11 protein-coding genes are annotated in these 13,743 nt (G+C 58.8%); 9 read left to right on the forward strand and 2 right to left on the reverse strand.

All coding sequences use genetic code 11. The annotated features are described in order from the left end of the window. Positions 1–13 precede the first annotated feature (13 nt). Both E8F06_RS25795 and E8F06_RS25800 read right to left on the reverse strand, forming a co-directional pair. Entirely contained in the window at positions 14–718 is a 705-nt protein-coding gene (locus tag E8F06_RS25795) for an NAD(P)H-dependent oxidoreductase (RefSeq protein WP_179057956.1), read from the reverse strand. Positions 719–819: 101 nt separating this feature from the next. Next, positions 820–1,914, reverse strand: coding sequence for a helix-turn-helix domain-containing protein (locus tag E8F06_RS25800; protein ID WP_280358976.1), 1,095 nt, complete (start codon positions 1,912–1,914; stop codon positions 820–822). Here E8F06_RS25800 and E8F06_RS25805 point away from each other — a divergent pair. The 9 genes from E8F06_RS25805 to E8F06_RS25845 all read left to right on the forward strand — a co-directional run bounded on the left by E8F06_RS25805 (position 1,913) and on the right by E8F06_RS25845 (position 13,695). Beyond that, the gene (locus tag E8F06_RS25805) at positions 1,913–2,965 is read left to right on the forward strand and encodes an SGNH/GDSL hydrolase family protein (protein WP_280358978.1); all 1,053 of its coding nucleotides are present in this window, start codon (positions 1,913–1,915) and stop codon (positions 2,963–2,965) included. The two genes, E8F06_RS25800 and E8F06_RS25805, sit on opposite strands and share 2 nt — an antisense overlap. Positions 2,966–3,187: 222 nt before the next feature. After that, entirely contained in the window at positions 3,188–4,249 is a 1,062-nt protein-coding gene (locus E8F06_RS25810) for an aromatic ring-hydroxylating dioxygenase subunit alpha (protein WP_179057953.1), read from the forward strand. Between the two features lie 56 nt (positions 4,250–4,305). Next, positions 4,306–5,253 (forward strand): PDR/VanB family oxidoreductase, encoded by a 948-nt coding sequence (locus E8F06_RS25815; RefSeq protein WP_179057952.1) that lies wholly within the window; start codon positions 4,306–4,308, stop codon positions 5,251–5,253. Positions 5,254–5,613: 360 nt separating this feature from the next. Next, positions 5,614–6,549 (forward strand): catechol 2,3-dioxygenase, encoded by a 936-nt coding sequence (locus tag E8F06_RS25820; protein ID WP_179057951.1) that lies wholly within the window; start codon positions 5,614–5,616, stop codon positions 6,547–6,549. A gap of 274 nt (positions 6,550–6,823) precedes the next feature. Next, complete coding sequence (locus tag E8F06_RS25825) at positions 6,824–7,276, forward strand: heme-binding protein (protein WP_179057950.1); 453 nt, start codon at positions 6,824–6,826, stop codon at positions 7,274–7,276. A gap of 83 nt (positions 7,277–7,359) precedes the next feature. Continuing rightward, positions 7,360–8,589 (forward strand): acyl-CoA dehydrogenase family protein, encoded by a 1,230-nt coding sequence (locus tag E8F06_RS25830; RefSeq protein WP_179057949.1) that lies wholly within the window; start codon positions 7,360–7,362, stop codon positions 8,587–8,589. Positions 8,590–8,878: 289 nt separating this feature from the next. Further along, complete coding sequence (locus tag E8F06_RS25835; RefSeq protein ID WP_179057948.1) at positions 8,879–11,611, forward strand: LuxR C-terminal-related transcriptional regulator; 2,733 nt, start codon at positions 8,879–8,881, stop codon at positions 11,609–11,611. A 270-nt stretch (positions 11,612–11,881) separates the two neighbouring features. Next, entirely contained in the window at positions 11,882–13,096 is a 1,215-nt protein-coding gene (locus E8F06_RS25840; protein WP_179057947.1) for a CmpA/NrtA family ABC transporter substrate-binding protein, read from the forward strand. 20 nt (positions 13,097–13,116) lie between these two features. Continuing rightward, positions 13,117–13,695: an ANTAR domain-containing protein gene (locus E8F06_RS25845; protein ID WP_179057946.1), complete on the forward strand. Its 579-nt coding sequence runs from the start codon at positions 13,117–13,119 to the stop codon at positions 13,693–13,695. The last annotated feature ends 48 nt before the right edge of the window (positions 13,696–13,743 follow it).

Consider the following 13,743-nt stretch of genomic DNA (forward strand, 5'->3'; position numbering starts at 1 on the left):
GGGCTCGCTCGCGCTAGCGAACACGCCGTTCAAAATTCGTGTCGTATTCGTCGGTGAAGGGCATCGGCATCACCGGTCGCTGATCGATTTCAGCCAGAAGCTCGCACCACTGGGAGAGAATTTCTCCGCGCGCGGCGTCATCCAGATAGGGCACGTGATAGGCAAAGAATGGATCGAACACTTCGAAGCCGGTATAGCCCAGTGTCCCTTTCAGCAGAGGCCGAAACAGAGCATGCAGGTCGTCGTGTATGCCTTCAGCGGAGAACATGCCCTCGCGCCCTCCGAGGGTCGCGCAAACCAACGCACGCTTTCCGCGCATACCCCCTAGGTCGAAGATGCGTCGACCACCGTAGAACACCCCGGAGACAAACACCCTGTCGATCCAACCTTTGAGGATGGCTGGCATCGCATACCAATAGACGGGGAAGCAGAGAACCAACAAGTCGCAATGCTTGATCTTGTCGATTTCCCTCTGGATATCATCACGAAGGGTTTCGCTCTTGACTCCGTTGCGTTGCTCCAGGGCGTACACCAGGTAGTCCGGATTGGCGCGCTCGTTAAAGTCCGCACCGCTGGCAACAGGATCGAACCCCATCGCGTAAAGGTCAGAAACCTCGACCGCTGCTCCGAGGTTGCGGAAATGCTCGACTGCGGCCTGGAAGAGCGCTGAGGTAAAGGAGGCAGGCTCCGGATGGGCATGCACGATCAAGACATTCATGGAGGCACCTCACTTGGCAGGGCGCCAGAGTAAGGGCGTGCATATTGCTCGCACAGTGGCAAAAATGACTCCAACTATGCGAGTTCCGACAAGCGAGCAATTTAACCGCCCAGCCTGAATTTCCGCCGATAGGCTGCCGGGGTGAGTCCAATGCGCTCGCGAAACAGCCTGACGAACGAGCTGCTGTCCAGATACCCGACTGCCTGCGCAATGCTCTCGATGCGCTGATTACCGGTCTCCAACATGGTTCGCGCTGCCTCGATGCGCAAGCTCTGTAGGTAGGCCAGAGGAGTCTGCTCAAGCGCCAGATGGAATCTACGAATCAGCGTGCGCTCGCTTACCGCCAGACGCTTCGCAAGATCTGTCAGGCGAATGGGGTCGGCGAGGTGGCGCTCGAGATAATCCTGCGCCTGCTGCACCACGGCATCGCTGTGCGAACGATGCGCCAACAACGGAAGGTATGGCGTTTGAAGCGTCTGGCTGACATCGATCAGCAAGCTCTTGGCGCACTGCGCTGCCAGTGCTGCACCTGAATGGCGCTCAATGGTCTGGATCGACTGCAAGTGATAGGAGGACAGTGCTCCGGCGCAGAACAGTCGGTCCGACTGAGTCAGTATCGGCGCCATCTGGAGATCCACGGCGGGAAACCAGGCGCGGAACTGCTCCTCCAGCCACCAGGTGGTTGTTGCGACGCGACCATCAAGCAGTCCGGTATTGGCCAGGACGAATGTTCCAGTGCAGGTGGCAATGAGCTCAGCCCCCACCTCCCACTGCCGGCAGAGCCATTCGCAATGCAGCGACTGTTGATCAAGGAATTGCCTGAAGGAGTGATAGCCCAGATAGTGACAGGCAGGAATGTAGACAATATCGAAGTGTTCACCCGGCTCAGGCTGCCGAGCCTGGAGCGGTAATCCGTTACTCGTCGTGATACCACCAGCCTTCGGCGCGAGGAATGACCAGGTGTAACGCTGCGCTGAGTTCTGAGCGGCAAGATGCGCGTTGGCGACTTGCAACACATCGGCAAAGCCGCCCACGCTGGAGGCGTAGCAGTTGTCGTATAGGAAAATCGCCGCGACAGGCATACCGTCTGTTTCCGCATATAAAGTGGCTTTTTTTACACTACTGCCATTCAGTCGAGCTTCATAGACTGCGCCTTTGTCCGACAAAACGGATCCACAACCAGAGGTGCGCACCATGCAACACGTCCCCCTTACCGACCTCAAGTCCCTGCTGACAGGTCAGCTCGGCTGCATCGAGCATGAGGCAGGGTTGCAGCCAGTTCGCTTCGATCCGGCTACTGGCTTCATGCTCGACCCGCTCAACGGCTTTACCGCAGCGATGACATCGGGCGTGCGCCTTCGCCTTAACACCAATAGCCGCAACGTGCGACTGAGGACCTTGCAGACCCAGGCTTACTTGAGCGAACCGGAACAGTGGAAACGCAACTTCGAGGTTCGCGTTAACAACGAGGTGTTTGCGCAAGCGGCAGCTGCAGGTGGTGCGTTTCTCACTCCAGGCCAGGCCCCGCAGGGTGATCCGCACGCCGTGCTGAGTGTTGAGCATCTGCCCGCAGGCGAGAAAACCGTGGAAATCTGGTTCCCACAATCCACCGTGCAAATCATCCAATCGCTTGAGGTGGATGCCGGCGCAAGCTGGAGCGCAGCGCCTGACGTCCGCCCACAGGTACTGTTCCATGGCAGCTCAATTACCCATGGCATGGAAGCTGATAGCGGCACCGGCAGTTGGCCGGCAGTCGCCTCGGCCCTCGCCGATGTCAGCATGCTCAACATGGGCTGGGCGGGCTCCTGCCTGATCAGCAGCCTGGCAGCTCGGACCATCGCCAAGCAGGACATCAATGCCCTGGTCTTGGAACTAGGTATCAATATCTGGGACGGCGGCGCCATGAATCCGCGCACCCTGGCAGACTCCACCCATTCCATGCTGGTCTTGATTCGGGACGCGAAGCCCGAACTCCCAATCGTTCTCGTATCTCCCATCGCATCGCCGTCCCGCGAAGCAGCTGGCGAGAACGGAGGCATGACTCTGGAGGAGATTCGCCAGGTCCTGGAAGGCGTAGTCGAATCTCATCGCAGCCAGAACGACCAGCAACTGCACTACATCAATGGATTGGACCTGTTCGGCACTGCCGATAACGCGCTACTGGTAGACGGCCTGCACCCGAATGCAGATGGCTACCGCCTGATTGGCGAACGCTTCAATCGTTTGGCAATGGGCTTTCTGCTCTAACGCTGAATCGTGTAAACCGGCCTGAGGTAACGCCTCGGGCTGGTTACTGCCCCCCGCATGCTGCCCCACTCCCCACGCCACGATGCCTCGCCCCACCATCCCAAAAGGTTGGTGCGTCACCATTCCCACGCTCGCTACCTTGGCCACAGGTGCTCTTACGACACCACAAGCCAGACCAAACAAAAACAACGCTGCTCTACAGCGCCCTGGTAGGAGATAGCCATGTTTCTCAAAAACTGCTGGTACTGCGCAGGCTGGGATTACCAGATATCGCAAGGGAAGACTTCCATCGTCGCCCGGAAAATCGCCGGAGAGCGCGTCGTTCTGTACCGCAAGCTAAATGGCGATGTCGTTGCTCTCGAAGACCGCTGCCCACATCGCCAGGCGGCCCTTTCGATGGGCGCCAAAGAAGGTGACGACCTGCGGTGCATGTACCACGGCATCAAGTTCGGCGCCGATGGCAAGTGCAACGAAATCCCCGGCCAGGACAACATCCCCGAACGCGCCTGCGTGCGAGCCTTCCCTGTAGTGGAGAAGGACAACTGGATCTGGGTATGGATGGGTGACCCGGAAAAGGCTGATCCCGCATTGATCTGCAGTTCCGTCGGCCCAGGCAACCCGGACTACATAGTACGCCCGAGCTACATCCAGGTTGATGCGGACTATCGCATGGAGAACGCCAACCTGGCGGACCTGTCGCATAGCTCATTCACGCACGACAACACCATTGCCATGGGTTGGGCACAGGCTCTTGCCAGACCCGAGCACAAGATCCTGCCTCGCGGGATCAAGACCGACTACTGGGTACGTAACGTACCGGTTCCAAAGTTCGTCGCTCACCTGTTCCCGCCGGGATTCACATGCGATGCGCACTTCGACATCACTCAGACCGTCCCCTGCAACTGGATCCTGCACTTCCGCGTATTTACTGCAGGCACCGCCACTGAAGGCGAGTCCGATGGCGAGTTGGTACTGGACTCCTGGAGCTGCCAAGCCATTACGCCTCGTGACGCAGACTCGGTGGATTACTACTTCTCCTGGGGTGTGAGCAAGGCTACCGAACGCCCGGGGCTAGCCGATCTACTCAAGGAAGGCATCGACGCCGCCTTCTTTGAAGACAAGGTGATGCTCGAAGGCCAGCGCATTCGCATGCAGGAAAAGCCTGACTTCAAGACCTTCGACATCGCAGCCGATGCTGGCCCCGGCAAAATGCTCTGGGTGCTGGACAAGCTGATCAGAGAAGAACGCATGCAAGAAGAAGCACTTATTGCATCGTCCCTCTGACGTCCGTGGCCGCGAGCGCTGTGCCCGCGACGACACCTTATGGAAAGGCTGCCGAAATGAGCGAAAAAATCTCCCTGAAAGTCACCGACGTACGCTGCGAAGCACGTGACGTCATGCTCCTGGAACTACGTAATCCCGCTGGCAAGGATCTGCCCCCCTTCGAGGCTGGTTCGCACCTTGAGGTCTATCTGCCGGGCAACCTGATTCGCCACTACTCACTCTGCAATGATCCAACTGAGCGGGATCGCTACTGCATTGGCGTAGGTTTGGCCAAAGACAGCCGCGGCGGCTCCCGCCTGATCCACCAGTCGATCCGCGTTGGTGTAACGCTGCAGACCAGCGCGCCTCGAAACAACTTCCCCTTCAAGGAAGAGGCAGACGAGTTTGTCTTCATTGCTGGCGGTATTGGTATTACGCCAATCATGGCGATGATCCATACCTGTATTCGCCTGGGCAAGAAATGGCAGCTGTTCTACTGCGCGAGGAATCGCCAGCGCATGGCGTTCTATGAAGACCTCATGTCGCTGGCACCGGAGCGCTGCCACCTGCATTTTGATGACGAACAGCAAGACTTCTTCAATCCATCACAGGCGCTGGTCGGCATCAGCCCAACAGCCCACATCTACTGCTGCGGCCCTGACCCACTTATGAAATCGGTCGAGGCCTCGGCGACCGGACGCGACCCAGCAACCCTGCACTTCGAGTGGTTTACGGCAACGGAGATCGATACCACCGGGGACAAGCCATTCACCGTTGTATTGCGCTCGGGGAAATCTCTCGAAGTACCAGCCGGACGCAGCATTCTCGAAGAGCTCGAGGCATGTGGTGAAGGCGTGCCTTATTCGTGCCGCGAGGGCCTGTGCGCCACATGCAAGACGGGCCTGCTGGATGGTATTCCCGAGCACCGTGACAACGTGCTCTCAGCTGCCGAACGCGCGGCGAACAAGCACATCATCATCTGTGTATCCCGCGCAATGTCAGACACGTTGTATCTCGATCTTTGAACACGCTGTGCCGCATGCGGACAAGGCCACGGCACAAGGAAAACCGCCAAGAGCAGCCCCTTGGGGCGACTAAAGAGGGCGAGCCATAGACATACCAAATAGGTATGAGGCAGACGAAAACAAGGTATTAGACGGTATTTACAACGGTAGTTAGGGTATCTACTGACTGCCAAATGGAGCTAGCCGACATACAGACTGGAGCAGCATCGCCGCGCTCCATGACCTCTGTAAGTGGTACCTCCGGTACATGACCCAGACGTGTTTAGCCACCGTCGGGTCGAACAGCTAGGCCAGAAGACGGGCCCACGCCCGGGGGCAACAGCCAGCCCTCTCTAGAACAAACACAATCAGGAGCGAAACATGGCAATGACAGGCGTTCTGCGCCCCGGGCACGTTCAACTACGTGTCATGGACCTTGAGGCGGGCGTACACCACTACCGCGATGTTCTCGGCATGCTAGAGACCGGGCGGGATTCCCAGGGTCGCATCTATCTCAAATGCCGCGACGAGTTTGATCATCACAGCGTGATACTGCGTGAGGCCGATCGCGCAGGTATGGATTTCGTCGGCTTCAAGGTGCTGAATGTCGCTACCCTGAATGACCTTGAAGGCAAGCTGCAGGCCTACGGGGTAGACACGCATCGCATCGCCGCCGGCGACCTGCTAGAGACCGGTGAACGCGTACGCTTCACCACCCCCAGTGGTCACGAAGTCGAGTTGTATGCCGAGAAGACTTTCGTCGGCAACGGGTGCGGTGAGGTCAATCCGACTCCGTGGGACCCTACGGCTACTCACGGCATCTCACCACTGCGGATGGACCATCTGCTGCTGTACGGACCGAACGTACCAGAGACGCTCAAGCTGTTCATCGATGTGCTCGGGTTCACGCTGGTCGAGCGCGTACTTGGCCCAGATGGCGAGACCAACATCATTGGGTTCCTCAGCTGCTCGATCAAATCCCATGACATCGCCTTCGGTCATTACGAGGAGCCAGGGAAGCTCCACCATGTGTCTTTCCTGATGGAAAGCTGGGAACAGGTATTGCGCGCCGGCGACATCATGGCGATGAACAACGTGCCTGTGGACATCGGACCAACCCGACATGGCGTGACTCGTGGCAGGACCATTTATGCATGGGATCCGTCCGGCAATCGCTTCGAGACTTTCAAGGAAGATCGCCAGCCCTATCCGGACCATCCACCGCTGACTTGGACTTTCGACGGTATCGGTGATGGCGGCGGTCTCGACTACGTGCAGCGCAAGCTTCACGAAACTTTTCTCACTGTGGTGACCTGATTGTTGCCTCTCCGCAACCGCCAACAAGGTCTCGGAGAGAAAACCAGCAGTGCTCCTTTCACGGGCGTCTACCTTATCGAGCGTGAAAAACCGAGACGCCCTTTTTTTTCAGTGTGGCCGGTGGGCGGAGTGCCGATCAGCCAGTTTCATCAATGCCCAGGGGAATTGAGCCTTGCATGTTTACAGGCACCGAGCCCCTGGCTAGCTCCGCTGGCGCACATCGCCCCGAGCGCAACAAAAGCAGGACCGAATTCGTTCGGTCTCGGAGTCAACGATGGTCGTCAATCCGAAGTCCACTGATCCCCTGTACATCTCTCACCCCCTCATCACCCATCGAGCTGCGCTACAGGCCATAGAGGCCGCGATCCACCACGCGGAACTACTGGCGATAAAGGTAGTGGTCGCCGTTGTCGACTCCCAAGGCGCGCTTACCGGCTTCGCCAGGATGCCAGGGGCGTTTCTGATTTCCCATGAAATGGCCATCAAAAAAGCGCGCAGCGTAGCAGGCTGCGGCATCACAGCAGCTGAGCTCGAACAAGTCCTGGAAGCCTCCGGCCAACGCGTACGTGATGGTCTGCTATCGCACCGCGACCTGACCTTGGTGAGAGGTGGTCTGCCGATACGTATCGACGGTCAATTGATAGGTGCTGTCGCTGTTTCCGGTGGTAGTGAATCCGAAGACGAAGCCTGCGCCCGGGCTGCGCTCATCGCCCTGGGTGCGTGTTGAGTGTGTTCAGGCCCGACCAGGGCGGATATCCGGACAAAGTGCACCTCCCATCCCGACCAACACGAGAATTGCCAGAAATGACAATGACAAACGAGATTCATCCACCTCGCCAGGAACCACGTCTGTACCACGACCTGATGAGCCCAGAGGAGGTACTTGCGATTCGGGCAGAAGTGCGTGCGTTCTGCGAAAAGCATGTGGCACCTGTTGCCTGGCAAATCGGCCACCGTGAAGAAGCTGTCGAGGCTTTCCCTTTCGACCTCTTCGAGACAATGGCAGATGCCGGCCTTTTTCGAATTCCCTTCTCCGCTGAAGTCGGTGGGCGCGGCCTGGCATGTCCAGCAGCAGCAACCGCGGTCGTTATCGAGGAGCTGAGCTATTTCAGCAATAGCGTCGCGGCGATCTACGATGTGCACTGCATCCTCGCCGGCCACGCTCTCGAATGGGCCAACCCCGCACTCCAAAAGCGTTACCTGACGCCGCTACTGGAAGGTCGAAAGATCGGCAGCTTTGCCACCAGCGAACCGGAGGCTAGCACTGACCTGTCGGTAGAGGCCCTGGTGACCCATGCGACCTTCCACGACGACCACATTGAGATCAATGGGCACAAGCGCTGGATCACGAACTCGCCAGTAGCTAGCTTCGTCGTGCTGCTGTGCCGCGATGGTGAGCGAATGACCGAAGTGGTTGTCGACCTCGACCTACCAGGCGTCACTGTCGGTGCGCCTGACAAAAAACTCGGAAACCATGGGCAACTGACCGCCGATATACGGTTCGACAAGGTCCGAGTCCCGCTAGACAACGTTGTGGGCAAGCGTGGCGACGGACTGAAGATCGCGCTGCAAGTACTGACTTACGGACGCATTGGCATCGCCGCCAGTGGTGTAGGCATGGCGCAGAGCGTTTTCGACCATAGCGTTGCCCGCCTGCAGAAAAGACGAGCCTTCGGCAAGGCTTTGGCCCAGTTCCAGCACTGGCAATTCCGCCTGGCCGAACGAGCTACCGAAATCGAAAACGCACGCAACCTGTACCTCAAAGCCGCATTGCGAATGGATGGGGGGGAGCAGTTCCCCGAGCCTGAAGCAGCCATGGCCAAATGGTACGGGACCAACCTGGCCAGCGAATTCGCCCGCGAAGGTGTTCAGATTTTCGGCGGCTACGGTTTCACCAAGGAGCTGGCCTTCGATGGGTCGCACTATCATGTTGAAGAGGTGTATCGCGACAGCAAGATCGCGGAGATCTACGAAGGCACCAACGAGGTACAGAAGTGGGTGATCGCTCGGAACATCTTCGGCAAAGACTTCACCGGTTGATACCTGACTCGAATAGCTAAGGGACTACCGGCTGGGCACTCCACTGTGCATTGGCCGGTATTCTCATCCCAGCAGCAACGCCCCCACCCTCCCTTTCGGGCATTGCCATCGTTCGTCCTTCCGGGGCCGCACGCTCAAGGGCCTTGAGCATCACAGACGGCTATGTGATAAACGACGCACTCGCTGCCGATTTCGGCAGTTTCTAACAACAAGGGTTTCCGTGATGGGTATTCCACTCAACGCTGGAGCCTGAGCAGCGTTCAGTTTGATCATGCCCGGTGAACAGTCGATGAACGGCCCAGCCTCATGGCCGATTCTGCCAACAAAATTCGCACCGCCAACGCAGGCCGGCGGGCTGATTGAGCGAGAGGACTTGCTGGATCGGATTGAACGAAGTCTCGACAAGTCGCTGCTACTGATCTGCGCGCCGGCAGGATATGGCAAAAGCAGTCTTATGGCCGCGCTGCTCCGTCGCCTGCAGCAACGGCACCTGCAAGCCACCTGGCTGGGCCTCGACAGCTACGATAACGACGTAGTGCGCTTCTCGTCCCTGCTCCTATCAGCGCTTGATGGCCACAGTGCAATCAATGCCTCCGGCTCGCACCATGGCCTAGGATCCGGCCCCAGCACTCCCTACCTGGCAGCAGAGATTCTCGAACGTGTCATGCAGTTGCCAGACCGCGTGTATCTGTTCCTGGATGACTTCCATCTGATCACCGACACTCGAGTGCTGGAGTTGATCAGCCTGCTTCTTACCAGCCCAGTGCATAACCTGCATCTGGTGATTTCCTCGCGCGAGTTACCGCGGCTGCCTCTTTCCCGGCTACGCGCCCTCGGTCAATTGCATGAGATCGATAGCGCAGCGATTTCATTTTCCGAGAAAGAAGCCCGCCAGTTCATGGCCGGATTCCATATACCGGAATTGTCCGAAACGCAGCTGATTACCTTACTGGGGAAAACAGAAGGCTGGCCGGCAAGCCTACGCATGGCCTCGATTGCCTTGGAGTCTGGAGTAGATGTCGATACTTTTCTCCAGCGGTTCTCCGGCGCAGATAGAGACATTGCCGCCTTCCTGGTGGAAGAGGTACTTGCCAAGCAATCTCAAGAGATCGAGCAATTTCTCCTTGCGACCTCGCTACTCAAATCGTTCAACGCCGAGCTCGCAAACGAGGTACTCGGAGTGAGCAACGCAAGGGACTTGATCGATCAGATAGAGGTGAAGCACCTATTCCTTCTCGGGCTGGATCGGGAGCGCAACTGGTACCGTTATCACCATCTGTTCGCCGACCTGCTGCGCCGTATTCTGATGGACCGATCTCCGCGCTCGGCGCAGCAGTACCATCGTCGTGCCGGTCAATGGCTGGCTGGACACGGGCGGGAGCTTGAAGCCATCGAGCATGCGTTCATCCTGGACGAACAGGAATGGGCCGGCACGTTACTGGACCGTATAAGCCCAGCGCTCTTCAGCAGCGGACAAACCACCACGCTACAGGCGCTGGCCGATCAGCTCGATGCCAACGTGATGCAACGCCTTCCTCGGCTACAGCTTGAGCTGGTATGGGACAACATCATTCGCTGGCGATTTTTCGAGGCTCGCCGCCTGCTCTTCGAGACCCAACAACTTCTTGACCCAGATGTTGTTGAGGGCAGCAGCGCCGCCAGGGAGCAGGAGCTGCTCCGTGTAACCCTGGAGCATCGCGACTGCATGCTGCAAACCTTTACCGACCAGTTACGCCCAGCCGAACGCGCCATCACAAATTGGCTGCAGGCCTATCAGCACAGCGATAGTTTCATGCTCGCCTCGGCAAAAGTTGCCTTGATAATGTGCCGGCGTGATAGCTATCAGAGTCTCGTTTCCGAGCTGGAGGTGGACGAGCTACGTCGGCTATTCCTCAACGTAGGGGCCGGCTATGGAACAGTCTTCCTGGACGTTGTCGCCGGCTGCGTCTTTGCATCGCGCGGCCAGGTTGCCACCGCGGAGCGTCTGCTCCTGTCCGCTCACGCAACGGCAATCCGTATCCAGGGACGGGACTCTTCACTCGCGTCCATGGCTGCAGCTCCATTGGTTCAGCTTTGGTATGAAACGGATCGCCTAGACGAAGCCCGCAGGCTGTTGACCGAGATTTCCATCAGTAGCTTGGACTTCGGCATCGTCGACTCCATCATTTCCCGAGTGATTACCGGCGCGCTTCTGACAAGGCTAGATGCGGGTTACACCGTGGCGCACGAGCAACTCGACGCAGCCCATCAATTTGCCATGCGATTCCAGCTGCCGCGTTTGCGCGCCCGGGTGCTGGCGGCCCAAGTGCAACTTTACGTTGAACAGGGTCAGTTGGTGCAGGCCGAGCGATTGCTTGAACGCAGCCCGGATTTCACTGCTCTCAAATCCTTATCCCCTGAGAAAGGGGCAGACAGCAGCCGAGAGAGTTTCGCAATGGCATTCGCCCGCGTTAGCCTTGAGAACGGCCAATATGCCAATGCCATACGCGTACTACGACGCTGGGCAAATCTGTTGCAGGAGCGCCAGTACAATCGGTCCTTTGTACGCGTGTCCGTATTGCTGACACGTCTGCTGTCTCGCTCTGGCGACAACCTAGCTGCGCGCCGCACATTGATCGAAGCTTTAAGCCGCTCCGAAGGACTATTTGTGCGCATCTTTGTCGACGAGGGCGAAGAGCTGTGTGGGCTACTGCTTCAGCTGAAACAATCAACAGCAGCTGATATCCCTCTGGCATGGACCAGCTATCTAGACAAACTGCTTGCGGCCTTCGGCCAACGCCCTGAAGTACCCCGAGTAACTGAGCTGGTATCCACCGATGCCAGCGCCGAGCTCCTGTCCGAACGCGAATTGGCGATCATTCGTCTAACGGCCCAAAACCTCGCCGCCAAGGAAGTAGCTCAAGCGTTGGGGCTGACGGAGAACACTGTTAAATGGTACTGGCAGCGCATCTTTGAAAAGCTTGGAGTACGAAAGCGAAAACTGGCGGTACGTGCCGCCAGAGAGCGTGGATTGATTCATTAATAAGCGAGGGGCTGGGTTATGCAGCAGCCGATACCGAATGGCAGATAACAGCCAAGTTGAGGTCGTCTACTAATCGAAGCTCCAGCAGCGCCCTCTTCCCTGCCCTCCGTTCAGTTTCATTACTGAACGATGGCACATCACTTGCTGACACCAGCACTCCGAACTCCCTCCAACGGCGGAGACAGTTCATAGACGATGGCGTCGTACCCGGTCACCAATCCCATGGCGACTGGGACGGCGCCTTTTTCGTTCAGTGGTGGGACAAACAACATGACCGACAAGAGTTGCACCCGTAACGACAACCTCGCCTGGGTCGCGGGCAGCGATGCCCCGGAAAAGCGCACAGTGAACCTGGGCTTCATGGCCCTTTCCGACTCCGCCTCGCTGATCGTCGCGGCCACCCAGGGTTTCGCCCAGCCCTACGGGCTGACCCTGGAGCTGAAGCGGCAGACCTCCTGGGCTGGCTTACGTGACAGATTATTGAGCAGCGAGCTGGACGCCGCGCACTCGCTCTATGGCCAGGTCTACGGCACCCACCTGGGACTGGGTGGCTCGCCCACCGAAATGGCGATCCTCATGGGGCTGTGTCAGAACGGCCAGGCGATCAATCTCTCCGAACCACTGCGTCAGGCAGGTGTGACCCGAGCCGACACTCTCGCCGCCCGGGTGCGTCAGCACGGTGCGAAACTGACCTTCGCCCAGACCTTTCCCACCGGCACCCATGCCATGTGGCTGCACTACTGGTTGGCGGCCCAGGGTATCCACCCGCTGGAAGATGTGAACACAGTCGTGCTTCCGCCCGCGCAGATGGTCCAGCACCTCAAGACCGGGCACATCGACGGTTTCTGTGCTGGCGGCCCCTGGGGCGCATTAGCGGTGGATGAGAAACAGGGCTTCACCCTGGCCACCAGCCAGATGATCTGGCCCGACCACCCGGAAAAGGTGCTCGCCTGCACGCGCGCCTTCGTGGAGCAGTACCCCAACACCGCCCGCGCCCTAACCATGGCGGTGCTCGAGGCCAGCCGCTTCATCGACGCCAGCGACGAGAACAAGCGCAGCACTGCCCGGCTAATCAGCGGTGTCGAGTACCTCGATGCACCACTGTCGGCCATCGAACCGCGTTTTCTCGGCGACTACGAGGACGGCCTCGGCTACGCCTGGCGCGATGCTCACCCACTGCGCTTCTTTGCCGGCGGAGAGGCGTCTATGCCCTGGCTGTCCGATGGCATGTGGTTCATGACCCAGTTCCGTCGCTGGGGGCTGCTCAGGGACGACCCGGATTACCTCGGCGTGGCCCGTCGAGTCCACCAGCTAGCACTCTACCGCGAAGCGGCCGAAGCGCTGGGCATAGCGGTCCCCGCGCACCCCATGCGCAGCTCCAGGCTGTTCGACGGCCAGATCTGGGACGGCACCGACCCGGCCGGCTACGCCCGCAGCTTCGCTATTCACGCCCACAGCGCCGCCACTGCGGCCGCTGCCCTCTGACGCCTAGAGTTGACCACTGCATGCTCCGCATTCTCCTGATCGATGACACCCCGAAGAAAGTCGGCCGTCTGCGTAATGCCCTGGTGGAGGCCGGTTTCGAGGTCATGGACGAAACCAGCCTGAGCATCAACCTGCCCGAGCGCATCGAAGCGGCGCGCCCCGATGTCGTACTGATCGACACCGAGTCCGCCGGCCGCGACATGATGGAACAGGTGGTGATGGTCAGCCGCGACCGGCCCCACCCCATCGTCATGTTCACCGACGATCACGATCCCGAGCTGATGCGCCAGGCGATCCGGGCCGGTGTCAGCGCCTACGTGATCGAAGGCATTCACACTGAGCGATTGAGACCAATCCTGGACGTGGCCATGGCGCGCTTCGAGAGTGATCAGGCCCTGCGCGCCCAACTGCTGGAGCGAGACAGCCAATTGGCCGAACGCAAACGCATCGAGTTGGCCAAGGGCCTGCTGATGAAGATGAAAAGCTGTGACGAAGAGGCCGCCTACACCTTGATGCGTCGCCAGGCCATGGGACGCCAACAACGATTGATCCAGGTAGCCGAGCAGATCATCGCCACGCACGAGATGCTTGGCGTCTGAGCGTCAACCAGAAATCGGTCAAGTCCATGAGGAGGCGAACTTGTTCGC

This window comes from Pseudomonas sp. BN411, assembly GCF_029871235.1.
In the GTDB taxonomy this organism is placed as follows: Bacteria; Pseudomonadota; Gammaproteobacteria; order Pseudomonadales; family Pseudomonadaceae; genus Metapseudomonas.

Excerpts from the sequence above, each read along its gene's own strand:
- E8F06_RS25825 (WP_179057950.1), top strand. The coding sequence starts at position 6,824 with ATGGTCGTCAATCCGAAGTCCACTGATCCCCTGTACATCTCTCACCCC.
- E8F06_RS25805 (WP_280358978.1), top strand. The coding sequence starts at position 1,913 with ATGCAACACGTCCCCCTTACCGACCTCAAGTCCCTGCTGACAGGTCAG.
- E8F06_RS25835 (WP_179057948.1), top strand. The coding sequence starts at position 8,879 with ATGAACGGCCCAGCCTCATGGCCGATTCTGCCAACAAAATTCGCACCG.
- E8F06_RS25800 (WP_280358976.1), bottom strand. The coding sequence starts at position 1,914 with ATGGTGCGCACCTCTGGTTGTGGATCCGTTTTGTCGGACAAAGGCGCA.
- E8F06_RS25815 (WP_179057952.1), top strand. The coding sequence starts at position 4,306 with ATGAGCGAAAAAATCTCCCTGAAAGTCACCGACGTACGCTGCGAAGCA.
- E8F06_RS25840 (WP_179057947.1), top strand. The coding sequence starts at position 11,882 with ATGACCGACAAGAGTTGCACCCGTAACGACAACCTCGCCTGGGTCGCG.
- E8F06_RS25830 (WP_179057949.1), top strand. The coding sequence starts at position 7,360 with ATGACAAACGAGATTCATCCACCTCGCCAGGAACCACGTCTGTACCAC.
- E8F06_RS25795 (WP_179057956.1), bottom strand. The coding sequence starts at position 718 with ATGAATGTCTTGATCGTGCATGCCCATCCGGAGCCTGCCTCCTTTACC.
- E8F06_RS25810 (WP_179057953.1), top strand. The coding sequence starts at position 3,188 with ATGTTTCTCAAAAACTGCTGGTACTGCGCAGGCTGGGATTACCAGATA.
- E8F06_RS25845 (WP_179057946.1), top strand. The coding sequence starts at position 13,117 with ATGCTCCGCATTCTCCTGATCGATGACACCCCGAAGAAAGTCGGCCGT.
- E8F06_RS25820 (WP_179057951.1), top strand. The coding sequence starts at position 5,614 with ATGGCAATGACAGGCGTTCTGCGCCCCGGGCACGTTCAACTACGTGTC.